The sequence below is a fragment of the Priestia sp. 3CA3 genome, assembly GCF_056836725.1.
Genome location: NZ_JBXENJ010000007.1, coordinates 12,169 through 33,785, shown reverse-complemented (window position 1 = coordinate 33,785; position 21,617 = coordinate 12,169). Strand labels below are relative to the sequence as shown.

Annotated in this window: 25 protein-coding genes; 11 read left to right on the top strand and 14 right to left on the bottom strand. The window is 37.9% G+C overall.

Annotated features, from left to right (window positions below; translation table 11 throughout):
• Window positions 1–69 precede the first annotated feature (69 nt).
• Window positions 70–1,563 (top strand): leucyl aminopeptidase, encoded by a 1,494-nt coding sequence (locus AC1VNJ_RS18640; protein ID WP_098627020.1) that lies wholly within the window; start codon window positions 70–72, stop codon window positions 1,561–1,563.
• Between the two features lie 268 nt (window positions 1,564–1,831).
• On the top strand, window positions 1,832–3,151 hold the full coding sequence (locus AC1VNJ_RS18635) for a Na+/H+ antiporter family protein (RefSeq protein ID WP_033580460.1): 1,320 nt from the start codon (window positions 1,832–1,834) through the stop codon (window positions 3,149–3,151).
• 52 nt (window positions 3,152–3,203) lie between these two features.
• Here AC1VNJ_RS18635 and AC1VNJ_RS18630 read toward each other — a convergent pair whose 3' ends face one another.
• From AC1VNJ_RS18630 to AC1VNJ_RS18620, 3 genes are all read right to left on the bottom strand, one after another.
• On the bottom strand, window positions 3,204–3,395 hold the full coding sequence (locus tag AC1VNJ_RS18630) for a hypothetical protein (protein WP_033580461.1): 192 nt from the start codon (window positions 3,393–3,395) through the stop codon (window positions 3,204–3,206).
• 116 nt (window positions 3,396–3,511) lie between these two features.
• The gene (locus AC1VNJ_RS18625; protein WP_013059610.1) at window positions 3,512–4,048 is read right to left on the bottom strand and encodes an HD domain-containing protein; all 537 of its coding nucleotides are present in this window, start codon (window positions 4,046–4,048) and stop codon (window positions 3,512–3,514) included.
• Between the two features lie 176 nt (window positions 4,049–4,224).
• Complete coding sequence (locus AC1VNJ_RS18620; RefSeq protein WP_033580462.1) at window positions 4,225–4,593, bottom strand: YuzC family spore coat inner layer protein; 369 nt, start codon at window positions 4,591–4,593, stop codon at window positions 4,225–4,227.
• 106 nt (window positions 4,594–4,699) lie between these two features.
• Here AC1VNJ_RS18620 and AC1VNJ_RS18615 point away from each other — a divergent pair, with 106 nt between their 5' ends.
• Window positions 4,700–5,083: a hotdog fold thioesterase gene (locus tag AC1VNJ_RS18615; RefSeq protein ID WP_033580463.1), complete on the top strand. Its 384-nt coding sequence runs from the start codon at window positions 4,700–4,702 to the stop codon at window positions 5,081–5,083.
• A 345-nt stretch (window positions 5,084–5,428) separates the two neighbouring features.
• Entirely contained in the window at window positions 5,429–6,043 is a 615-nt protein-coding gene (kapD, locus tag AC1VNJ_RS18610) for a 3'-5' exonuclease KapD (RefSeq protein WP_013085312.1), read from the top strand.
• A 36-nt stretch (window positions 6,044–6,079) separates the two neighbouring features.
• On the opposite strand, the gene kapB is transcribed toward kapD, so the two are convergent.
• Entirely contained in the window at window positions 6,080–6,460 is a 381-nt protein-coding gene (gene kapB / locus AC1VNJ_RS18605; RefSeq protein ID WP_033580464.1) for a kinase-associated lipoprotein KapB, read from the bottom strand.
• A gap of 85 nt (window positions 6,461–6,545) precedes the next feature.
• Here kapB and AC1VNJ_RS18600 point away from each other — a divergent pair, with 85 nt between their 5' ends.
• Together AC1VNJ_RS18600 and AC1VNJ_RS18595 are read left to right on the top strand one after the other, a co-directional pair.
• Window positions 6,546–6,743, top strand: a complete 198-nt coding sequence (locus AC1VNJ_RS18600) for a hypothetical protein (protein ID WP_033580465.1) — start codon at window positions 6,546–6,548, stop codon at window positions 6,741–6,743.
• A gap of 103 nt (window positions 6,744–6,846) precedes the next feature.
• A complete protein-coding gene (locus AC1VNJ_RS18595) occupies window positions 6,847–7,371 on the top strand; it encodes a superoxide dismutase family protein (protein ID WP_033580466.1) in 525 nt (174 codons plus the stop codon).
• Window positions 7,372–7,406: 35 nt separating this feature from the next.
• Here the strand turns inward: AC1VNJ_RS18595 and AC1VNJ_RS18590 are convergent, their stop codons facing one another.
• On the bottom strand, window positions 7,407–8,579 hold the full coding sequence (locus AC1VNJ_RS18590; protein ID WP_033580467.1) for a MalY/PatB family protein: 1,173 nt from the start codon (window positions 8,577–8,579) through the stop codon (window positions 7,407–7,409).
• A 169-nt stretch (window positions 8,580–8,748) separates the two neighbouring features.
• A complete protein-coding gene (locus AC1VNJ_RS18585; protein ID WP_033580468.1) occupies window positions 8,749–9,597 on the bottom strand; it encodes an alpha/beta fold hydrolase in 849 nt (282 codons plus the stop codon).
• Window positions 9,598–9,755: 158 nt separating this feature from the next.
• On the opposite strand from AC1VNJ_RS18585, the gene AC1VNJ_RS18580 reads away from it, so the two are divergent.
• The 3 genes from AC1VNJ_RS18580 (at window position 9,756) to yugI (ending at window position 12,025) form a co-directional block, all read left to right on the top strand.
• Entirely contained in the window at window positions 9,756–10,256 is a 501-nt protein-coding gene (locus tag AC1VNJ_RS18580) for an Lrp/AsnC family transcriptional regulator (RefSeq protein WP_013059601.1), read from the top strand.
• The gene (locus AC1VNJ_RS18575) at window positions 10,256–11,416 is read left to right on the top strand and encodes an aminotransferase (RefSeq protein WP_482641172.1); all 1,161 of its coding nucleotides are present in this window, start codon (window positions 10,256–10,258) and stop codon (window positions 11,414–11,416) included. Before AC1VNJ_RS18580 ends, AC1VNJ_RS18575 begins: the two co-directional genes overlap by 1 nt.
• A 207-nt stretch (window positions 11,417–11,623) precedes the next feature.
• A complete protein-coding gene (gene yugI / locus AC1VNJ_RS18570) occupies window positions 11,624–12,025 on the top strand; it encodes a S1 domain-containing post-transcriptional regulator GSP13 (protein ID WP_013059599.1) in 402 nt (133 codons plus the stop codon).
• Window positions 12,026–12,067: 42 nt separating this feature from the next.
• Here yugI and AC1VNJ_RS18565 read toward each other — a convergent pair whose 3' ends face one another.
• Window positions 12,068–12,298 (bottom strand): DUF378 domain-containing protein, encoded by a 231-nt coding sequence (locus AC1VNJ_RS18565; protein WP_013059598.1) that lies wholly within the window; start codon window positions 12,296–12,298, stop codon window positions 12,068–12,070.
• 220 nt (window positions 12,299–12,518) lie between these two features.
• Here AC1VNJ_RS18565 and AC1VNJ_RS18560 point away from each other — a divergent pair, with 220 nt between their 5' ends.
• Window positions 12,519–13,682 carry an iron-containing alcohol dehydrogenase gene (locus AC1VNJ_RS18560; RefSeq protein ID WP_013085305.1) on the top strand — a complete coding sequence of 388 codons (1,164 nt, stop codon included), beginning with the start codon at window positions 12,519–12,521 and terminating at the stop codon, window positions 13,680–13,682.
• Window positions 13,683–13,726: 44 nt separating this feature from the next.
• Here the strand turns inward: AC1VNJ_RS18560 and mnhG are convergent, their stop codons facing one another.
• Genes mnhG through AC1VNJ_RS18525 form a run of 7 tightly spaced genes read right to left on the bottom strand, consistent with a single transcriptional unit; the run spans window position 13,727 to window position 19,480 of the window.
• A complete protein-coding gene (mnhG, locus tag AC1VNJ_RS18555) occupies window positions 13,727–14,089 on the bottom strand; it encodes a monovalent cation/H(+) antiporter subunit G (protein WP_013085304.1) in 363 nt (120 codons plus the stop codon).
• Complete coding sequence (locus tag AC1VNJ_RS18550; RefSeq protein ID WP_013059595.1) at window positions 14,073–14,357, bottom strand: Na(+)/H(+) antiporter subunit F1; 285 nt, start codon at window positions 14,355–14,357, stop codon at window positions 14,073–14,075. The genes mnhG and AC1VNJ_RS18550 overlap by 17 nt, the downstream gene beginning before the upstream one ends.
• Entirely contained in the window at window positions 14,358–14,834 is a 477-nt protein-coding gene (locus tag AC1VNJ_RS18545) for a Na+/H+ antiporter subunit E (protein ID WP_013059594.1), read from the bottom strand.
• Window positions 14,835–14,840: 6 nt separating this feature from the next.
• On the bottom strand, window positions 14,841–16,325 hold the full coding sequence (locus tag AC1VNJ_RS18540) for a Na+/H+ antiporter subunit D (protein ID WP_115655021.1): 1,485 nt from the start codon (window positions 16,323–16,325) through the stop codon (window positions 14,841–14,843).
• The gene (locus tag AC1VNJ_RS18535) at window positions 16,315–16,656 is read right to left on the bottom strand and encodes a Na(+)/H(+) antiporter subunit C (protein WP_033580470.1); all 342 of its coding nucleotides are present in this window, start codon (window positions 16,654–16,656) and stop codon (window positions 16,315–16,317) included. The genes AC1VNJ_RS18540 and AC1VNJ_RS18535 overlap by 11 nt, the downstream gene beginning before the upstream one ends.
• Window positions 16,656–17,078, bottom strand: coding sequence for a Na(+)/H(+) antiporter subunit B (locus tag AC1VNJ_RS18530; protein WP_013085301.1), 423 nt, complete (start codon window positions 17,076–17,078; stop codon window positions 16,656–16,658). The genes AC1VNJ_RS18535 and AC1VNJ_RS18530 overlap by 1 nt, the downstream gene beginning before the upstream one ends.
• Window positions 17,075–19,480, bottom strand: coding sequence for a Na+/H+ antiporter subunit A (locus AC1VNJ_RS18525; protein ID WP_182028580.1), 2,406 nt, complete (start codon window positions 19,478–19,480; stop codon window positions 17,075–17,077). The genes AC1VNJ_RS18530 and AC1VNJ_RS18525 overlap by 4 nt, the downstream gene beginning before the upstream one ends.
• A 708-nt stretch (window positions 19,481–20,188) precedes the next feature.
• Here AC1VNJ_RS18525 and AC1VNJ_RS18520 point away from each other — a divergent pair.
• A complete protein-coding gene (locus AC1VNJ_RS18520; protein WP_013059589.1) occupies window positions 20,189–21,538 on the top strand; it encodes a glucose-6-phosphate isomerase in 1,350 nt (449 codons plus the stop codon).
• The last annotated feature ends 79 nt before the right edge of the window (window positions 21,539–21,617 follow it).

The window sequence follows — 21,617 nt, the reverse complement described above, 5'->3', positions numbered from 1 at the left end:
GCTGAATAGATTAAACAAAGCAGATGATAAATAAAAATAAAATATCTATACGTAAAAGGGAGGAATTTTATGTTTTCGCACGTAGAAACATATGGTGTTGATCATCAAACAGAATCGCTCGTAATCGGGTTATTTAATCAAAACCAACAGTTTGAAGGCTTTCTAAAAGAAATTGATGATGCTTTAGGTGGACAGCTCATTCATTTGATTAAGGAAGGAGATATTCGCGTACAGGAAAAGCGTATATCAACGATTCATACACTAGGAAAATTAGGAGCAAAACGTCTTTATTTTGTAGGGCTCGGACGAAAGCAAGCGTTAACTAAAAATGGGCTCAAAGAAAGCTTTGGCCTTTTATTTAAAAAGTTAAAAGAAGCAAAAATTTCAAACGCATCGGTCGTCCTTCCTACATTTGATACAGGAGAGTGGTCAGAGCAAGAAACTGCAGCTTTACTAGGAGAAGCTCAACAGCTTGCTATGTATGAGTTTGAAAACTACAAAAAGAAATCAAATGAGCCTGACAAGCAGCTTGAGAAAATTGAACTGTTTTCTTGTTATAAAGACGTTTTACAATCTGCGTTGGTTGGATATACGTACGGGAAAGCAACAAACTCAGCCCGCACCCTCGTTAACTTACCAAGCAATATGCTAACGGCTACAGATTTAGCTAATTATGCAGTAGAAATGGCACATACATATGGTTTTGAATATGAAATTTTAGAAAAAGAAGAGATGGAAACGCTAGGAATGGGCGCGTTGCTCGCAGTCAATCAAGGTTCCGCAGAGCCTCCTAAAATGATTGTGCTGAAATATCAAGGTAAAGAAAAATGGGAAGACGTTATTGGGTTGGTAGGAAAAGGAATTACCTTTGACACAGGTGGTTACTCTATCAAATCTAAAGACGGGATTGTAGGCATGAAAACAGATATGGGTGGCGCTGCATCTGTTCTTGGTGCAATGGAAGCGATTGGAGAATTAAAACCTCATCAAAACGTAGTAGCGGTCATTCCATCAACTGACAACGTTATTAGCGCGCGTGCCTTTAAACCAGATGATGTTATTACAGCAATGAATGGAAAGACAATAGAAGTGCTGAACACAGATGCTGAAGGGCGTTTAGCACTAGCTGATGGTATTTCATATGCCAAGCATCATGGAGCAAATTATTTAGTAGACGTGGCGACATTAACGGGTGGTGTAATTGTAGCTCTTGGTACACACACAACTGGGGCAATGACGAATGATTCTGCTTTATTGCAGCAAATAGCGAAAGCGAGCATTGAGACAGGCGAACCGATTTGGGAGCTGCCTATTACAGAACGAGACAAAAAGCGTGTTCGGGGAAGTAAAGTAGCAGATTTAAATAACTCTCCTGGACGGGAGGGACACGCAATTATGGCAGGAACCTTTATTGGTGAGTTTGCAGAGCAAACACCATGGGTTCACTTGGATATTGCTGGAACTGCAACATCCGCTGCTTCTCATGAGTTAGGACCTTCAGGTGCAACAGGCGTGATGGTGCGAACACTAGCTGCGATGGTTTGTTCATTTGAAGCCAATTAATAAAAAGAACATAGCAGTGATAGAAAGAAACGTAAAAAGAAGCATCGAAGATGCTTCTTTTTTAATATGTTTACATAACATTTTTTTCTTTTTAGGAAGAAAAAAATGTTTAAAAAAATCCTTATATTGTTAAGGATGTAGAGAAGTTAAACAAACGTTTATTTAGTAAGATGATTGACTTTTTTTCTATACCTAATATAATGAACATGTTGTTTATCTCTCTAATGTTTTAATGAGATAAAGTAAAAAGAAAAATGGAGGTTTCAAAATGAATGCAGTATTAATAGCTGTGCTCGTGATGCTGATTTTGAGCTTATTGCGTATCAACGTTGTCTTTTCTTTAGCGGTCGGAGCGCTAATTGGAGGACTTGTTGGCGGTATCAGCCTCACAGATACAGTAAGTATATACACAGATGGTCTTGGAAACAGTGCTTCTGTTGCATTAAGCTATGCTTTGCTTGGAGGATTTGCAATGGCTGTTTCGCGGACAGGGCTGCCTGATGCCGTTGTTCAGCTAGCGTTGAAAATAGTAGGAAAAGAAGGAGAAACGAAAAAGAAGTCACTGTCAAAAGTACTAATTTTATTGATCATCCTTATTATTTCGTGTTTTTCTCAAAATGTTATTCCGGTTCACATTGCATTTATTCCGCTTTTAATTCCACCGCTATTAAAAGTATTTAATCAGTTGAAAATAGATCGCCGATTAGTCGCAACAGTTATTACATTTGGATTGGTTACACCTTATATGTATTTGCCGGCAGGATTCGGTAAGATTTATCACGACATTTTATTTACTAACATCAAAGAAAGTGGATTAACGATTGATAAAGGAGATATTACCACGGCGATGGCTCTTCCAGCTTTAGGAATGGTAGCGGGCTTATTGTTTGCTGTGTTTATTTCGTACCGTAAGCCGCGCAGTTATAAAGACATTGACATTGATCAAGGCGCAGAGGAGCGTACAGGTTACACAACAAGAGGGATTATAGTAGCGTTACTTGCGATTGTAGCGGCTTTAACTGTGCAGCTCTTAGTAGATTCTATGATTTTCGGAGCGCTTGCAGGAATTGTGGTCGTTTATTTCAGCGGGGCTTTGAAGTGGAATGAAGCAGATCCAGTATTAACGAACGGAATGAGAATGATGGCTTTCATCGGATTTGTTATGCTGTCAGCCTCTGGTTTTGCAAAAGTTCTTCAAGAAACTGGAGATGTAGAAGCACTTGTAAAAGGCTCTGTTGCTCTTATTGGCGGAAACCAAATGCTGGGTGCATTTCTTATGCTTGTCATCGGGCTTTTAGTCACAATGGGCATTGGTTCTTCTTTCTCTACCATTCCAATTATCGCGACGATTTTTGTTCCTCTTTGCTTAGAACTTGGTATGAGTCCAATGGCAACGATTTGTATTGTTGGTACAGCGGGAGCGCTTGGAGACGCTGGTTCACCAGCTTCAGACAGTACGCTTGGACCAACATCTGGACTAGCAGTCGATCGTCAACATGATCATATCTGGGATACGTGTGTACCAACTTTTCTTCACTATAACATTCCACTCATTATTTTTGGGTGGGTTGCCTCAGTTATCTTGTAAATAGAGGGTCTCTAATGAAAAAAAGCAGCCAATCAAAACCGGCTGCTTTTTTTCATGCTTGAGAAAGAGTAGAAGCAGTGCTGTCACAAGCTCCTAATGCTTGCTCTACAGCCTGAAGAGATTGTTCAATATGTTCGCGATTTGAATCTTTCTCTACTGTTTGAAGAGCTTGTTCAAGGCTTGCTTTTGCCTGATTTAATGACGTACAAGAATCCTGCACGTAACCTCTAGCGTTTTTAGACATTCTTCTTCCTCCTAACTAACCAAAAATGAGAATCAATAAGTAGTATGAGTAATTTGCAGGGAATTATGAGGAGAAATAATAAAAAGGATTAACTCTTATGAAAGGAGTTAATCCTGTCAGCCTAACTGTTTAAATTGGTTGGAATGTAGAAGTTCAAGCACTTTCTTATCAAGCTCCTTAATTTTCTTTACAGCCAAATTGTATTCCATTTCACGGTAATGATGTTTGCCGCCTGGCTCTTCATCAGCTTCATCAGCTAGTTTGACTACTTTTTGAAGAGGGCGTTGCTGAATGGTTCCTTCAGGCAAATAGGAGTCTGTGTGTAGTAAAATAGCTAAGGCAATTTCTTTTGCCGCCTGAGGTTCCTCGCCTAAACGAATGAGTAATTTATGTGCACGTTCAGCACCTTTAATAGCGTGAATATCATTTTGACGATACTTCTCATAATCCCACTGACCATTTGTGTACCATTCGTAGTGGCCAATATCATGAAGCAGCGCTGCTTTTGTAGCTAAATCAGGGTTTACATTATGCTGTACAGATAGACGAAACGCATGATAGGCGACCGATACAGCATGCGCAACGCCAGATCGTGTTAAATATTTTTGAGCGATAGGATGCGTGAAAATTTCTACTAGCGTAACATGTCTCATCATGTCATCCCTCCTAAAGAAAAAATATATTTCCAAATACAATATCATATTTATTTCCTAAATACAATTATCGTGTAATTTGTTTTTACATCCAAAAACGGCATATATTATAATATTCGAAACAAAACAACATGTACATCTTTTTCAAAAGAAAATAAGACTTTTTTCCTTGTGTTTTACCATTTAATATTTAACGAAACGTGACAGCAGTCAAATTGGTTATCGGGATGAATAAACGTAATTTTAATATAGTCTGGCGTATAAAAAACATCAATTTTGGCCTTAACGCCTGTTGAAAGAATGAGTCTTTTTACTTCACTCATTTTAGATTCTTGAGCAGCAGCTTTTATTTTTTTTATTAAAGCTGGCGAAGCGTTAGCTCTTTGAATAAATATGGTAGCGCTTTGCATGGTAGAGGGAATCACTTTAAGAGATTGCTGGAAAGTCGCTATGTCCGCCTCAGGTAAGCTAGGTACCCTGTATGTATAAGGGTGAGGCATGTAGTACGATGGCCAGTAGTAAGACAAGGGAGCAAATGGTTTCATATAAGAATCCTCCTAAAAAACGGATTTTTATTATGTATATGTAGAGGGTTCGTATATGTTGTAGCAAAACCGTTATTGTATACTAGATACAAAGGGAGGTATGTATATGAAAACAAAAGATACGCTGTTAGAAGCATTAGGAATTGAGATTATTAGCGCAAGTGAACAAAGAGTGGAAGCGACGATGCCTGTTGATGAGCGAACGCGTCAGCCATTCGGGCTTTTGCACGGAGGAGCATCGGTGGCGTTAGCCGAAACTGTGGCTAGTCTAGGTGCTATTAAAAGTGTAGATATTGAAAAAGAAATCTGCGTGGGTCTAGAGATTAATGCTAATCATATCAAAGGGAAAAAAGATGGAACAGTTACAGCTATAGGCGTTCCTTTACATAAAGGAAAAAAAACAGCGGTTTGGGAAGTGAAAATTCAAGATGAAGAAGAGAATTTAATCTGTATATCCCGGTGCACGCTTGCTATTCTGCCTAAAGCTTAAATATAAGAAAGGCTTAGTCTAAAAGGTGTGAGGTATGCTTTTGAAGTCAGGAGGAGCACCTCACACACTGATGTGAGAGCTTAAAGAGAATTTGGAAGAGCGGATACATAAAAAAGTGAAAAAATAGGTAAAAAAAAGAAGCGAAATTATGTCTATTCGTGACAGTTACCCTGCGCATAGAGACATGCTCTAGAATATAGTAGTAGTAAAGTATTCTTTTTATTCAGCAACTAGAATATTCATAATATTAAAAATAAGAACAGAAAATAGACCTTCCGATTGTTCAATCGTGCTATAATAGCATTAATATAGTAGGGCGGTTTATTTTACAAAGGGGTGATAATATTGGATAAGAACTCTCAGTATTTATTCATTGATTTTGAATTTACAATGCCAGAGTATAAAGGTTTTCCAAAAGGCTTTTTTCCGGAAATCATTGAAGTTGGTTTGGTGTTTGTTAAAAATCAAGAAATCATTGATCGTTTCTCCTCTTACGTACAGCCTACACACTTTACAAAATTAACTGAGCGCTGTAAATCATTTCTCCATATCGAACAAAATCAAGTAAATGAAGGAATTACGCTAGAGCAGCTTGTACAGCGACTGGGCATGTATAAAAACAGCACGATTATTACATGGGGAAACATGGATATGAAAGTATTAAGGCAGTGCTGTCAAAAAAATAAGGTGCCGTTTCCTTTTACAGGTAAAGAAATTGATCTTTCAATGGAGTATAAGCGCTTTTTTGGAGATCAAAATCAAACCGGCCTTTGGAAAGCTGTGCAAGAGTATGGTAAAGAAGGAACTGGAAAGCACCACTGCGCGCTTGATGATGCGATGACGACACTCAACATCTTTAAGCTTGTAGAAAAAGATAAGCGGTACCTTCAAAAGCCGGAGCCAACGACCATAGGAGATCGAATCGATTTTTCAAAAGTATTAAATAAATTTGCATTATAAAAGCCAAATCACTTCTATGTGAATTTGGCTTTTTGCTTAATGAATACCGTACTCTTTTTTTAACTCTTCTAAACAGTCAATACTTGCTTGAGCAAAAGCGCTATCTTTGGCTTGTTGTTCAGCTATCTTTAATTCAAGGGCTTTTTTTAGTGAATGCTTATAATCAGGAACGCTGTCTTCATAGAGATGAACCATTTTTTGAGGAATGTTGGCCTGCTCTCGAAACGCAAGTGCTTTTCGCTCGTGAAAAAAAGGTACGTCCACTTGTCCAGGATTATGTAAGTCACCTTGTTCTGGATGCTTCAACACAGCTTGAATTCGTACAACATAATGCAGATCTCGAACTTGTGTAATTTCACCGATGTATTTCCCGGTTTTATAAAGTGCTGTAACGGTTTGACCAATTGTAAATGTCATATTGCCAGATCTCCTTTAAGTAAAGTGTTTGTTATAAACAGTATAAATCAAAACCTACTACCGTTTCTATGAAAGGATGTTGTACATGATGTATTTAATGTTTTTGCTTTATTTTCCGGAAGATAAAACAGAATATATTCCTGCTTTTGCTACAATGGCGATTTTTGTACTAGCAGCAGTTGCAGTCTGGCGGTTCATCATCAAGGTGTCTAAAAAAGAAGAAGAAAAAACGAAGGAATTAGAAGCAAAGTTGAAAGAACAAGAAAATAAGAAGTCACTCTAATGAAATGCAAATAAAATGTAAGCGTTTAAAATGATATGTTGCTGGACAATCTATGGAAAGACATCTAAAACTTTCGCTAGTGCGTATGCGATTGGAGGGCAACATGAAAAAACTACTACTCATTGGAACCGTGCCTTTTTTCTTGTTAACGGGGTGTATGGAAAAAGAAATATCCAATAAAGAAGTCAAAGTCTATAACGCAGATGGAGATAGCATCGGTACAGTCAAATTGAAAGAGCAGGCTGATGGAATTGAGTTTACGTACGATTTAAGCGGACTTCCACCTGGCGAACACGGCGTACATATTCATGAAATGGGGATTTGCAAAGCTCCTAACTTTAAAAGTGCAGGAAATCACCTTGATCCTGATAAAAAGAAACACGGACTGTTAAATCCAAAAGGACCACATTTAGGCGATATGAAAAATATTGTGGTAGAAGACGATCAGACGTATAAAGGAACGGATATGGTTCCTCAAGTCACGTTAAAAGAAGGAAAGACGTCTCTCGTTAAGCGTATGGATGGTTCCTCTCTTGTCATTACTGAACAAGGTGATGATGGAATGACAGAGCCATCAGGTAATTCTGGCAAGCGAATCGCGTGCGGAGTTATTTCAAAAAAACATTAAAAACAGCGTTCTTTCGTGAGAAAGAACGCTGTTTTTTACGTTAAAGCTATTTTTAAGCGATTTAATCCTTCTTGAAGTTGTTCATGTGAACAGCCAATGTTCAAGCGAATAAAACCTTTTCCATATGTGGAACTGTATTTTTCGCCTTTTTCTACGGCGATTTTGCCTTTTTCTAATAAACGTTCATGTAATTCTTCTTCTGATAAGTGCAGCTTGTTGCAGTCAATCCATAGTAGATAAGTTCCTTCCGGCTGAATGACTCGCAGTTCAGGTAAGTGTTCACTTATAAACCCTGTCACGAGATCTACATTTTTCTTCAGATACACAAGCAGTGCTTCTAGCCATTCGCCACCTTCGCTGTAAGCTGCTTCTAAACCAATGATTCCAAATGTATTTAAATTAGAGAAACCTTGTTTTTGCTGCTGCTGAACATACTGTGTGCGCAGCTTCTCATTTGGAATAATAATAGCTGAAGCTTGAAGTCCTGGTATATTGAATGTTTTGCTAGGGGCCATACACGTAATGGTTCGATTGGCTGCATCTTCACTCACCATGCTGATGGGAATGTGTTTATAAGGATGGTAAATTAGATCAGAATGAATTTCATCTGAAACAATTAATACATTGTATTTTTGACAAAGATCGGCAAGCTTCTTCAGTTCTTCTTTTGTCCACACGCGTCCTACTGGATTATGAGGACTGCAAAGAATCATTAATTTTACGCCTTCTGCAAATTTTTTCTCTAAATCTGCAAAATCAATTTCGTATTTATCGCCCGCAAGTTTTAACGGATTTTCAACAACTTCTCGATCATTTACCTCTATCATGTTGAAAAACGGAGTATAAACTGGCGGTTGAATTAAAATTGAATCTCCAGGTTCCGTAAATGCTTGAATAGCCATACTCAGGGCAAATACAACTCCTGGACTGTATGTAATCCATTCATGATCAATGGTCCACTGATGCTTGTTTTTTACCCAAGATGATAAAGCATTTGCCGTAGATTCAGTAGGGGAAGTGTAGCCGAAAATACCGTGTTTGACACGCTCATTAATGGTTTGAAGAACATTAGGCGGCGCTTGGAAATCCATATCAGCTACCCAAAAAGGCAGAACATCTTTTGCTCCAAAAACGAGATCCGTTTTGTCCCACTTTACGGACTGCGTACCTGTACGATTAATTAATTGATCAAAAGAAAAAGTAGACAATAAAAGTACCCCCTTTTTTAATATAATAGTTTGCTTATTTTTAATACGTTTGTCAACGAAGTTAACTTGTGAAGTCAATAAAGAAAGTGGGAAAATTGGCTGAAGCACCACTAATAAATTTTTTATTAAAGTTAGCGCCTCGTGTGAAATATATGAACTAGCTCCGTCATTATTGAGACAGGGCTTTTTCACTGTACAAGAAATCGACCATATGAGACTGCACAATGTCGGGACACTCTTCTGGTAAAAGATGTCCAATTTCCTTTAACGAGATAAAGGTAGAGTCTGTCAAATCATCTTTTAATTTACGTCCGAGATGTAAAGGGACAACTCGGTCTTCTTCTCCCCAAATGAGTAAACTTGGTTTTTTTATGTGCTGCAAATCCTTTGAGGAGAGGTCTCCTTCTCGATCACGAATCATTCTTGTCAAAGCCATAAACGTACGGTCATCCAAAAAGGGTTCAGTATAGCCATCAATCATTTCTTCGTCGATTAACTGATGATCAAATACGACATTTTGCAAGTTACCTAATACACCTTTGCGAGACAGCCACGTTTTTACCCACAGATAAAAGAAGGGAACATAAGAAGACATGACCAACCCATAATGTGAAGGGCCTAAATAAGCTGAGCTGCACAGAAGAACGAGTTTTGATACACAAGAAGGCTTTAATTTTGCTACGTTTAAACAAACCTGTCCTCCCATTGAGTGTCCCGATAGTACAACATCTTTCAATTTTAAGTATTCAATCAACTCGATGACAATTTTGGCTAAGTTTTTATACGAGTATTGAAAGGTTAACGATTTTTCACTTCGCCCAAATGGCGGAAGGTCCAGCGTAATGATAGAAAACGTATCTTCAAATAAAGGAATTAAACGCCGAAAGCTAAAACTGGATGATAAAAAGCCGTGAATAAATACAATAGCTGGTTTATCAGGGTGATAGTTATGGCATTCGTAGTAAACATTGACGCCATTAAAAGTACGCTGGTGGCAAGTAATTTTAGAGTCAGTCAATTTGTTTCACTCCATCTTTTTCTTTCTAGTCTGTCCTAATTTCCAGCAATCTATAAAATGAAACTCAATTACCGGTATAGATTTCACATTAAAGATGTGTTTAAATTTGATATAATGGAAAAAGTGAAAAAATTTAATCGGTGTAGGAGGGGAACGCGGTGTTCTTAGAAGAAAAAGAGTTAGAAATTTTAGAAATTCTAGAAAAAAATAGCCGTATTTCAATAGATAGTATTTCAAAAATGGTGGATTTAACGTTTGAAGAAACCTCTAATATTGTTAAAAAGTTAGAGAGAGAAAAAGTAATTGTGCAATATTCAGCTGATATTAACTGGAGACGAGTAGATGGACATGAGGGCGTCACAGCTATGATAGATGTAAAAGTTGCACCAAAGCGAGGAGTAGGCTTTGACGAGATTGCGGAGCGCATCTATCGTTTTCAAGAAGTAAAATCCGTGTACCTAATGTCAGGAGCATATGATTTGTCTGTTATTATTGAAGAAAAATCAATGTCTGAAGTAGCATTTTTCGTTTCTGAAAAGCTTTCTACGCTAGACTCTGTTTTATCTACAACGACTCACTTTATTATGAAAAAATACAAGCACGATGGTACCATCTACGACCAAGGCGATGAAGATCGCAGAATCGTGGTGTCTCCGTAATGAAAGAGCGCTTGTCAACAACTGTACAACAGCTGAAACCTTCAGGTATTCGCCGCTTTTTTGATTTAGCAGCAAGTATGGATAACGTCATCTCTCTTGGAGTAGGTGAACCTGATTTTGTCACATCTTGGGCTGTTCGAGAAGCGAGTATTTTATCGTTGGAAAGAGGATATACCTCTTATACAGCAAATGCGGGGCTTTTAGAGCTCCGCTTTGAAATTATGAAGTATATGAAAAGAAATTTTAACGTCTCGTATGATTATAAAGATGATATTATTGTGACCGTTGGAGGAAGTCAGGCTTTAGACATTACAATGCGAGCTTTGATTAACCCTGAAGATGAGATTATTGTCGTGGAGCCAAACTTTGTGTCTTACAGCCCGTTAATTTCGCTAGCAGGAGGAGTTCCTGTGGCAATTGAAACAACGGCGGAAACAGAGTTTAAACTACAGCCTAGACAGATTGAAGAAGTCATTACAAGTAACACGAAAGCCCTTCTTTTATGTTCTCCTAATAATCCAACAGGAAGTTCGCTATCTAAAGAAGAGTTGAAGGCTATTGCGGATATTGTAATCAAGCATGACTTGCTTGTTATCACGGATGAAATATATGCAGAATTAACATATGATGAAGAATTTACATCTATTGCTTCTTTAGAAGGAATGAAAGAACGAACTATTATTATTTCAGGCTTTTCTAAAGGGTTTGCTATGACTGGATGGCGTCTTGGGTACATATGTGCACCAACTGAGATTGCTAAAGCAATGCTGAAAATTCATCAGTATACAATGATGTGCGCGCCTACCATGGCCCAGTATGGAGCAATTGAAGCACTACAAAACGGGCAGCATGACGTAGAAGAGATGAGAAAAAGCTATCGCAGAAGACGGAACTATATGGTGAAGTCATTAAATCAAATTGGTCTGGAATGCCATTCTCCCGGAGGAGCGTTTTATGTATTCCCGTCTATCAAGAAAACGGGATTGTCATCGGAAGAATTCGCTGAGCAGCTTTTGCTTGAAGAACGAGTAGCCGTCGTACCAGGCAATGTATTTGGAAAAGGCGGAGAGGGACATATTCGCTGTTCATACGCCTCTTCAATGGAATCATTAGAAGAATCCATAAAACGGATTAGCCGTTTTGTTGAAAATAAGTTATAATAAAAATAAGATATTATGTCATATCGTATAGACGGTTTGATATAATATCTTTTTTGCTATGATGAAATGTAGTGTTAGTTTATATTTGTGACGAAATTGGTAAATAATAAATATAGTATAACTACTTTTTGATTCAATCTATGAACTGTGCTATAATTTTAAATTGGCTATAATGGTGAAAATAATAAGGTATCTAGGAGTGTTTATATGTCAAAATTTGAAATCGGTACTGTTACAAAAGGTAAAGTAACAGGAATTCAACCATACGGTGCATTCGTTGCATTAAATGAAGAAACTCAAGGATTAGTTCATATCTCAGAAGTAAAACATGGCTTCGTTAAAGATATTAACGAACATTTATCAGTAGGAGACGAAGTAAACGTTAAAGTTTTATCTGTTGATGAGTCAACTGGTAAAATTGGTTTATCTATTCGTGCAACTGAGCCAGCTCCAGAAAAAACTGAAGCTTCTGCACCTAAAAAACCTGCTAAAAAGCGTCAAGGTCAAGCAACAGTTCATACTGAATCTACTCAAGGATTCAACACATTAAAAGAAAAATTAGAAGAGTGGATTGAGCAATCAAACCGCGAAGATCTAATTAAGAAATAAGAAATAAGAAAAAAAGAAGGATAGCTTAGCTATCCTTCTTTTTTAATGTTCCGTTCTAGGTTCTGTACGCTCTACTTCAGCAGAAGGTTTAAATAATAGACCTAGGTTAATCAGTCCTGCGATTCCAACCAATCCATAAATAATGCGGGAGAAAGCAGATGTTTGACCGCCGAAGATTGCTGCTACTAAATCAAATTGAAAAAAGCCAATAAGTCCCCAGTTAATTGCTCCAATAATCGTTAATACGAGCGCAATACGTTGAATACCACTCATGATGAACCCTCCTTGTTTTGTAGTTCACTTATTAGCCTGCTTTTTTTAGAGGGAAATATGCATATTTGCTTTTGGAAGATACAGACAAATAAACGTTCATTTGGATGGGGTGAGCATCTAGCCAACAGGGAATAATCTTTAGGAAGTCAATTTTCTTTACAATCAAAAAGTTGTTCTTCATAATGATGCATGTAATCAAGCTCGTAAGGAGGAGTTTATAGTGAACAATTTTACATTTTATAATCCTACAAAATTAATTTTTGGTAAAGGTCAATTAGAGCAATTAAAAACAGAAGCAAGTCGCTTTGGTAAAAAGATATTATTAGTATACGGCGGAGGAAGTGTAAAACGCAGCGGTTTATACGATCAAGTAATGGATGTACTGAATGACATGAATGCAGAAGTACATGAGTTAGCGGGAGTAGAACCGAATCCTCGTCTGACAACTGTTCGCAAAGGAATCGATATTTGTAAAGAAAACGGTATTGAATTTTTACTTGCAGTAGGTGGAGGAAGCGTAATCGATTGTACAAAAGCAATCGCAGCTGGCGCAAAATATGATGGCGACGTATGGGACATCATTAACCGCGACGTATTCGCAGCTGAAGCTCTTCCATTTGGAACAGTGCTAACATTAGCAGCAACAGGTTCAGAAATGAATGCTGGTTCTGTTATTACAAATTGGGAAACACAAGAAAAATACGGCTGGGGCAGTCCGGCAACATTCCCTCAATTCTCTATTTTAGATCCGGTTAATACATTTACTGTACCAAAAAATCAAACAGTTTATGGCATGGTTGACATGATGAGCCACGTATTTGAACAATATTTCCATGCTGCAACAAATACGCCGCTTCAAGATCGTATGTGTGAAGGTGTGCTACAAACGGTTATTGAAACGGGACCAAAATTATTAAACGACTTAGAAAACTACGAGTTACGTGAAACGATTTTATACAATGGTACCATCGCATTAAACGGTATGTTACAAATGGGACACCAAGGCGATTGGGCTACTCATAATATTGAGCATGCGGTATCAGCTGTATATGATATTCCACATGCGGGTGGACTCGCAATTTTATTCCCGAACTGGATGAAACACGTAATGGATGAGAACGTAGATCGCTTCAAGCAAGTAGCTGTACGCGTATTTAACGTAGATACGGAAGGTAAGACAGATAAAGAAGTAGCACTTGAAGGTGTGGATAAGCTTCGTGAATTCTGGTCAAGCCTAGGTGCACCAACTCGCTTAGCTGATTATGATATTGGCGAAGACAAATTAGATCTTATGGCTGATCGTGCAATGGCCAAAGGTGAATTTGGTAAATTTAAAAAATTAAACAAAGAAGATGTACTAGCAATCCTACGCGCTTCTTTATAAGATTCTCGATAAAAAACGCCGTGCAAACCGCACGGCGTTTTTTTTTATTCATGATGGGTAAGCTTTTTCTGCTGTTTGGTTTTCAAATCATCCCGAACGGTTTTATCAGAAAGAGGAACTCCGCTGTAATAAGCTGCTCTTCCTAGTAAATGCCCAGCAATAGGAGAGGTGATAAACACAAAGACAATCGCTAAAATTAACCGTGCACTAATATGGCCAGTGTCAATCCAAAAGTAGAGTAAGCAGCCCACTAATATAAACAGGACGCCTAAGGTAGCACTTTTGGAGGCAGCATGACTTCTTGTGTACGTATCAGGCAAACGAATAAGCCCAATCATGGTCACAACTGTCAGAAGAGACCCTATGAGTACCAAAGCTCCTACAATGATTTCACTGATCACGTTCATATTCAATCACTTCTCCTTTCTCTAAAAACTTAGAAAAAGCAACGGTACCTACAAAGGCTATGATGCCTAGCAGTAAAATGACTTCGAAAAAAGCCTGAGTTCGAAAAATAATCGAGATGATGGCCGTGATAGCAATGATGTTAATTCCAATAGCATCAAGGGCCATTGCTCGGTCAGCAGTTGACGGACCTTTTACCACTCGGTAAACAAACCCAATAGTTGAAGCAGAAATGAGAATGAGCGAAACGTTTAGAAAAATATCGAGCATTTAACGACTCACCTCCATAATAGCTTTTTCGAATGTTTGCTGAATATCTGTAATAATGTCATCAATATCGTCGGTATTGATTGCATGAATATAGATAGTAGAATTGTCATCTGACACATCCATTACCAGTGTGCCTGGCGTTAGCGTAATTAAAAGAGAAAGAATGGTAATTTCCCATTCACTCTCCAGACGGGTTGGCATTGCAAAGATGGCTGGCTGAATATTTAATTTAGGGCGCAATACGTCTTTCGTCACTGCAATATTGGCTTTGAATAATTCTCGTATGAAAATAAACAGCAGCTTAATGATCGCATATACTTTATGCAGGTAAAAACGTCTGTGAAAAAAACGGCGGAAAACAAACAGCAGTACCGCTCCCCAGAAAAATCCTATAATAAAGGAAGGTAGTGTCCAAATCCCTCTCAAAAACATCCATGTGAATGCAATGATTACGTTTAATAATAGTTGAAATGACATGCAGATCTACTCCTTTAACACCGATTGGATATAAATTGAAGGATCCATAAGCGTTTGAGCGGCTGTTGACACATAAGGAATAACAGCTTCTGCACCTAGTCCTAAAAAGACAGAAACAGCAAGTAAGATAGCGGATGGGTATAGAATACCTTTAAGGGATACTTTTTCATGCTCAGAAGAAAGCTTAGGTTCACCCCAGAAGCAGCTCATGAAAATCTTAATGGCAGAATATAAAACGAGCAGGCTTGAAACGAGTAAAACTCCTACAAACGTGTAGCTCTCTGATTCTAAGCCGCCCTGAACTAAAAGGAATTTTCCAATAAAGCCGCTTAGGGGAGGAATTCCTGCCAACGAAATAGTAGCGATAAAAAACATCCAGCCAAGCAGCGGATAGTCTTTAATTAACCCACCCATTTTCTTTAATTTTGTTGTTCCAGTTATTCGAATGATGCTTCCAGCAAGAAGGAAGAGAGCTGCTTTAATAATCATGTCGTGAATTAAATAATAAATGGCTCCTTCAAAACCTGCTTTTGTTGTTAAAGTTACACCGTAGACAATGACTCCGACAGCAATAATAATATTATAAATTAAAATTTTATTCACATCCGAATAAGCAATGGCGCCTACTGCACCAACAACGATAGTCAAAAGCGCAACGTAGCCGATAATTTGATGAGTGAATTCAGGATGATGGTAAAACAGTAAAGTGAAAGTCCTGAAAATCGAATAAACGCCTACTTTTGTGAGCAACGCACCAAACAACCCGATGATAACGGGTGGAGGCGCACTGTACGAACCTGGAAGCCAAAAATACATTGGGAATAAAGCTGCTTTTAATGCAAATACAATAAATAAAAGCATGCCAATGGTTGTTAAAATTCCCGGCTGATTAGCCTCTGCAATTCGCTGCGAAAGGTCTGCCATGTTGAGAGTTCCTGTTACGGCGTACAAATAAGCAACAGCAATTACAAACAAAGCAGATGAAATGACATTGACTAAAATATACTTAAGAGACTCTCGAAGCTGTGCTTTTGTACCGCCAATTACAATAAGAGCGTACGAAGACATAAGCATGACTTCAAAAAAGACAAATAAGTTAAAGATATCACCTGTCAAGAAAGCGCCAAATACGCCTACTAATAAAAACTGTACAAACGAATAAAAGTAAAAGCGTTCACGTCTTTCGCCAATTGTATGAAAAGCAAAAAGAACGCAGCATAGTGTTACGATACTAGCAGTAAGCACGAGAAGGGAAGCGAACATGTCCGCTACTAGAATAATTCCAAAAGGAGGTTTCCAGTTCCCAAGCTCGTGAGTTAAAACACCTTTTGATTGAACCAACTGTACCAAATATGCAGCAAAAGCAGTGGTGGTGATTAATGATAAAACACTGATTATCCTTTGAAGTTTAATATTGTCTTTGAAAAAAATGAGCACAACACCTACAACAAACGGGATAAGCAGTGGGATGATTACAAAATTACTCGTCATGTTCATTTCCCCTTAACTTGTCCATATCGTCTGTTCCGAGTTCTTGATAAGCCCTGTAAGCTAGTACAAGGAAAAAAGAAGTGACGCCAAAGCTTATGACAATGGCAGTTAAAATGAGGGCTTGAGGTAAAGGATCTGTATAAGAAGAAGCCTTTTCTCCCAGAAGGGGAACACTCCCCCCTTTTAATCCGCCCATCGTTAAAATCAACAGGTGAACACCGTGGCTTAATAAGCCTGTTCCAATAATAATTCGCAGTAAACTGCGGGATAACATGAGATATACAGCGGCAGTGAATAGAATCCCTGCCACTACGGACATTAATATTTCCACTATTCACTCTCTCCAATCGTTTGAATAATGGTCATCGTAACACCAACAACTACTAGATATACGCCTAAATCAAACAGTACAACGGTAGCTAAAGATGTTTTCCCGAGAAGGGGAAGGTTAAAGTAGCTGTACGTGTGAGTGAGAAAGGGAACTTTGAAAATAAATGATCCCAGCCCGGTTAAAATAGCTAGCAGCAGACCGGAAGCCGCAACCTTCTTATAATCAAATGGGATGACTTTCGATACGGTTTTTATATCGAAAGCCAGCAGTAGTAATACAAGGGCAGCTGAGGTAGTAAGTCCCCCAACAAACCCTCCTCCAGGTGTATAATGACCTGCAAAGAAAAGATGAATGGCAAAAATGATAATAATGAATGTGACTACTTTCGTTGTTGTTTGTAGTATCAAATCATTTTTTTTCACTCTTCTTCCTCCTTTGTTAACCGAAGACGAATCATGCCATAGATAGCAAGAGCTGCTATACAAAGTACGGTAATTTCAAATAATGTATCAAATCCGCGGAAATCAACAAGGATCACGTTCACCATGTTTTCGCCGCCTGCTTTTTCATAACTGTTTTCAATAAAGTAATGTGAAATGGATTCAAATAGTTTTGTACTGTTTGCTGATATGCCAAGCAATGTAACGGTCGTTCCTACAAGAAGGGCAACCAGTAAATTTGGCAGTTGAAACTTCACCCTTACTTTTCGCTTCCGAAACTCCGGCAAGTAGTAGAAACATAGTAAAAACAGTGATACGGATACAGTCTCAATAACTAATTGAGTCAAAGCTAAGTCAGGAGCGCGGAATAATACGAAAAATAAAGAAAGTGTATACCCGACAACTCCGAGCGAAATAATGGCTGTGAGGCGTGATTTTGCCAATAAAGTTGTAATAGTAGCCGCAACCATTACAACTGCTAGTATGGCTTCATAAACGCCGATAGAAGCAGTATCTTTTAGATCAATCGCAAAGGCATTCTGAGAAAAGAGCGTTACGAGAAGTAAAATGCCTATGAAAGTAAAAATGATTAAAAGATAGTCTCTAATAAATCCTGTCATTAATGTTTTCATGATGCGCGTTGAGCCTTTTTCCATCCCTTTAATGCCATAATTATATCCGTTGTTAAGCGTTAAAGAAGAAGGGAATCGTGTATAAATTTTTGACCACTTTTGAAGCGTCATAAATAACAAAATACCAAATGTGATGACCCCTAGCGTCATAAATAATTCTGGCGTAAAGCCGTGCCAAAATTTAATATGCACTTGATATTCTTTACCTGCCTCTAGCAGGCTAGGTGCGATAGAGGCCATTGTTGGCTCAATAAGAGTTGATTCTAATAAATTAGGAGCAAAGCCAAAAATAACAACCAATGATGCTAAAATAACCGGTGAAATCAGCATGCCTACGGGTGCTTCATGCGGCTTCTTCTCCAACTTTTCGGGCTGGTATTTGCCTGTAAAGGTTTTAAAGACAAGAATCATACTATAGACGAACGTAAAAATACTTCCCACCCAAGCGATGATAGGCAGCAAAATTCCCCACGTCTGCATGCTATACATATCCATTTTTGTCACGTTTACCATGCCTGTAAAAAACATCTCTTTACTTAAAAATCCGTTAAAGGGAGGGAGACCTGCCATTGAAAATCCCCCAATGATAGCAATGGTAAATGTGACAGGCATGAAGCTCATTAACCCGCCTAACTTTCTAATGTCACGCGTGCCTGTTTCATGATCGACAATGCCTACTACCATAAACAAGCTGCCTTTGAAGGTAGCGTGGTTAATCAAATGGAAAACTGCTGCAGTAAGAGCCACTAAGTAGATATTATCGTCTAAAAAATCATAGTGAATAGCTGCGCTACCTACTCCTATAAGTGACATAATCATCCCAAGCTGACTAATTGTTGAAAAAGCTAAAATCCCTTTCAAGTCTTGTTGCTTTACTGCTGAAAACGAGCCCCAAAACAGTGTAATTAGTCCTATGGTTGAAATAACAAAAAACCAAGTGGCGCTTATAGCAAAAACAGGGCTGAGTCTTGCTAAAAGATAAATTCCCGCTTTTACCATTGTAGCTGAATGAAGGTATGCACTCACTGGGGTTGGAGCTTCCATTGCATCTGGCAGCCAAATATGAAAAGGAAACTGAGCAGATTTTGTAAAGGCCCCTAATAAAATGAGGACTAGAGCTGGAATAAATAGATGACTTGATGTAACCACATCTACGTTTGAGATAATTTCGCGTATGCTGAAAGTACCTGTCATGACATATAAAAGTACAATTCCTGCTAATAGGGAAAGTCCTCCGAATACGGTAATGAGCATAGATTTTAAGGCTCCGTATTGAGATTTCTCTCGTTTGTACCAATAACCAATCAATAAAAAAGATGAAAGGCTTGTTAATTCCCAAAAGCTGTAAAGACTCATTAAGTTGTCTGATAATACAACTCCTAGCATAGACCCCATAAAAAGAAGCAAATAGACATAAAACGAATGCAGCGCTTCTTTTGTCTTAGAAAGATAATAAATGGAGTAAAGAATAACAAGTGTCCCAATTCCAGTGATTAACAGAGAAAATAGAAGACCGAGTCCATCCACATAAGCATCAAAGTTAATACCCAGACTAGGTATCCATTTCATTGAATGTAGGTAGGTTTCCCCTTTAGAAACACCACTGATATATTGTGTGAAATAAATGAACAACACAAGTGGGAGAGGTAAAACGAACCACCCTGTATGAATACGCTGGAATTTCCTATACAGAAGCGGGACAAAAAAGGCTAATAAAAAAGGCGATAAAATCACCAAGTGCAACCACGACAAAAGACAAACCTCCTTGTGATATTCAATTCTGTAACCGATTATATAATAATTTAATTATGCATGCATCCATGCTAATTCTTAGTATCAGCGGATTTTTCAAACCTTATTAAATAAATAGAAACTCGTCACAAAATCCATAAAAAAAACATAAAAAAATTTTTTTAGACGTATAAAAATCAGGTGAAATTGTCACTCTAAGAGTGAGGTGATGGAAATGTATAGGAAACAAATAACCATCAGTTTTCTCATTTTTAGCGCATTATGTATGAGCGGATTTGTACTGAATAATCACTTAGAAATGAAAGAAGAAAACAGGATGCTACTCACTTCTAAAAACGAAGCTGAAAATTCTATATCAATAGACTCTTCCCTGTTAAAAGCCTCTTATAAACCGAGACAATATGTAAAGATAGGTGAAATGAACTATATTGCACCATCCGGTAAGTAAATGAAAAACGATTGAAGACCACTCTTTAGTCGTTTTTTATTTGCTTATTATTTGCGTAATCGTGCATGAATTACGTTTTTTAATCAAAGAACATTAGTTGACTTCATAACTGAATTTATCGTTAAATAAAAGGGTACATACAATGATTGCAGTTTCAACAAACTATAATGATTGTGTCAAATTGTAAGTGGATTCCCTTGAATTCAGCTAACAGTTTCGATAAAGTGGAAAATAAAGATATTTTAATGGAGGAACAGACTATGACACATGTTCGTTTTGATTATTCAAACGCGTTATCATTTTTTGGTGAACATGAACTTACATACTTACGTGATGCCGTGAAAGTAGCTCACCATTCAATTCATGAAAAAACAGGTGCTGGGAACGACTTTTTAGGATGGGTAGACCTTCCTACGGAGTATGACAAAGAAGAATTTGCACGCATTCAAAAAAGTGCAGAAAAAATTAAATCGGATTCAGATGTATTGATTGTTATTGGTATTGGAGGATCTTACTTAGGTGCTCGTGCTGCTATTGAAATGCTTCAGCATTCATTCTATAACACATTATCAAAAGAACAGCGTAAAACTCCGCAAGTTATTTTTGCTGGTAACAACATCAGCTCAACATACATGAAAGACCTAATGGATGTTTTACAAGATAAAGATTTCTCTATTAATGTTATTTCAAAATCTGGTACAACAACAGAACCGGCGATTGCTTTCCGTATCTTCCGTAAATTATTAGAAGAGAAATACGGGAAAGAAGAAGCACGCAAGCGTATTTATGCAACAACAGATAAAGCGCGCGGCGCATTAAAAACATTAGCGGACGAAGAAGGCTATGAAACATTTGTTATTCCAGATGATGTAGGCGGCCGTTATTCTGTATTAACAGCGGTTGGCTTATTACCAATCGCCGCTGCAGGTCTTGATATCGAACAAATGATGAAAGGGGCAGCTGATGCTCAAGAAGCATTTTCATCATCAGAGCTAGAAGAGAACCCAGCTTATCAATATGCTGTAGCTCGTAATGTTCTTTATAATAAAGGAAAAACAATTGAAATGCTGATTAACTATGAGCCAGCTCTTCAGTACTTTGCTGAGTGGTGGAAACAGTTATTTGGTGAAAGTGAAGGAAAAGACCAAAAAGGTATTTACCCTTCATCTGCTAACTTCTCAACGGATCTTCATTCTTTAGGTCAATATGTACAAGAAGGTCGTCGCGATATTTTTGAAACAATTGTACAAGTTCAAGATTCTCGTCATGAGCTAACAATTGAAGAAGATGCAGCGGACTTAGATGGACTAAATTACTTAGCTGGTGAAACAGTTGACTTTGTAAATAAAAAAGCGTTCCAAGGTACAATGCTTGCTCACACAGACGGAGGCGTTCCAAACTTAGTTGTGAACATTCCAGCGCTAGATGAGTATACATTTGGATATGTTGTATATTTCTTCGAAAAAGCATGCGCAATCAGCGGCTATTTATTAGGCGTAAACCCATTTGATCAGCCGGGAGTAGAAGCATACAAAGTAAATATGTTTGCTCTTCTTGGAAAACCTGGTTTTGAAGAGAAAAAAGCAGAATTAGAAAAGCGTTTGAAATAAATAAAAAGTTCACCTTCTTGTTAGAAGGTGAACTTTTTTGCTTTTGAGATAAAGGATAAAAAGCTGGAAAAAGGACATG

What these genes read in the sequence shown, in the direction of transcription:
- AC1VNJ_RS18565 (WP_013059598.1), bottom strand. Translation starts at nt 12,298, where the DNA reads ATGAGTGGTATTCAACGTATTGCGCTCGTATTAACGATTATTGGAGCA.
- AC1VNJ_RS18625 (WP_013059610.1), bottom strand. Translation starts at nt 4,048, where the DNA reads ATGAGACATGTTACGCTAGTAGAAATTTTCACGCATCCTATCGCTCAA.
- AC1VNJ_RS18540 (WP_115655021.1), bottom strand. Translation starts at nt 16,325, where the DNA reads ATGACGAGTAATTTTGTAATCATCCCACTGCTTATCCCGTTTGTTGTA.
- AC1VNJ_RS18550 (WP_013059595.1), bottom strand. Translation starts at nt 14,357, where the DNA reads ATGCTCGATATTTTTCTAAACGTTTCGCTCATTCTCATTTCTGCTTCA.
- AC1VNJ_RS18615 (WP_033580463.1), top strand. Translation starts at nt 4,700, where the DNA reads ATGAAAACAAAAGATACGCTGTTAGAAGCATTAGGAATTGAGATTATT.
- AC1VNJ_RS18575 (WP_482641172.1), top strand. Translation starts at nt 10,256, where the DNA reads ATGAAAGAGCGCTTGTCAACAACTGTACAACAGCTGAAACCTTCAGGT.
- AC1VNJ_RS18620 (WP_033580462.1), bottom strand. Translation starts at nt 4,593, where the DNA reads ATGAAACCATTTGCTCCCTTGTCTTACTACTGGCCATCGTACTACATG.
- AC1VNJ_RS18545 (WP_013059594.1), bottom strand. Translation starts at nt 14,834, where the DNA reads ATGTCATTTCAACTATTATTAAACGTAATCATTGCATTCACATGGATG.
- AC1VNJ_RS18630 (WP_033580461.1), bottom strand. Translation starts at nt 3,395, where the DNA reads ATGTCTAAAAACGCTAGAGGTTACGTGCAGGATTCTTGTACGTCATTA.
- AC1VNJ_RS18595 (WP_033580466.1), top strand. Translation starts at nt 6,847, where the DNA reads ATGAAAAAACTACTACTCATTGGAACCGTGCCTTTTTTCTTGTTAACG.
- AC1VNJ_RS18635 (WP_033580460.1), top strand. Translation starts at nt 1,832, where the DNA reads ATGAATGCAGTATTAATAGCTGTGCTCGTGATGCTGATTTTGAGCTTA.
- yugI (WP_013059599.1), top strand. Translation starts at nt 11,624, where the DNA reads ATGTCAAAATTTGAAATCGGTACTGTTACAAAAGGTAAAGTAACAGGA.
- kapB (WP_033580464.1), bottom strand. Translation starts at nt 6,460, where the DNA reads ATGACATTTACAATTGGTCAAACCGTTACAGCACTTTATAAAACCGGG.
- mnhG (WP_013085304.1), bottom strand. Translation starts at nt 14,089, where the DNA reads ATGAACGTGATCAGTGAAATCATTGTAGGAGCTTTGGTACTCATAGGG.
- AC1VNJ_RS18600 (WP_033580465.1), top strand. Translation starts at nt 6,546, where the DNA reads ATGATGTATTTAATGTTTTTGCTTTATTTTCCGGAAGATAAAACAGAA.
- AC1VNJ_RS18640 (WP_098627020.1), top strand. Translation starts at nt 70, where the DNA reads ATGTTTTCGCACGTAGAAACATATGGTGTTGATCATCAAACAGAATCG.
- AC1VNJ_RS18520 (WP_013059589.1), top strand. Translation starts at nt 20,189, where the DNA reads ATGACACATGTTCGTTTTGATTATTCAAACGCGTTATCATTTTTTGGT.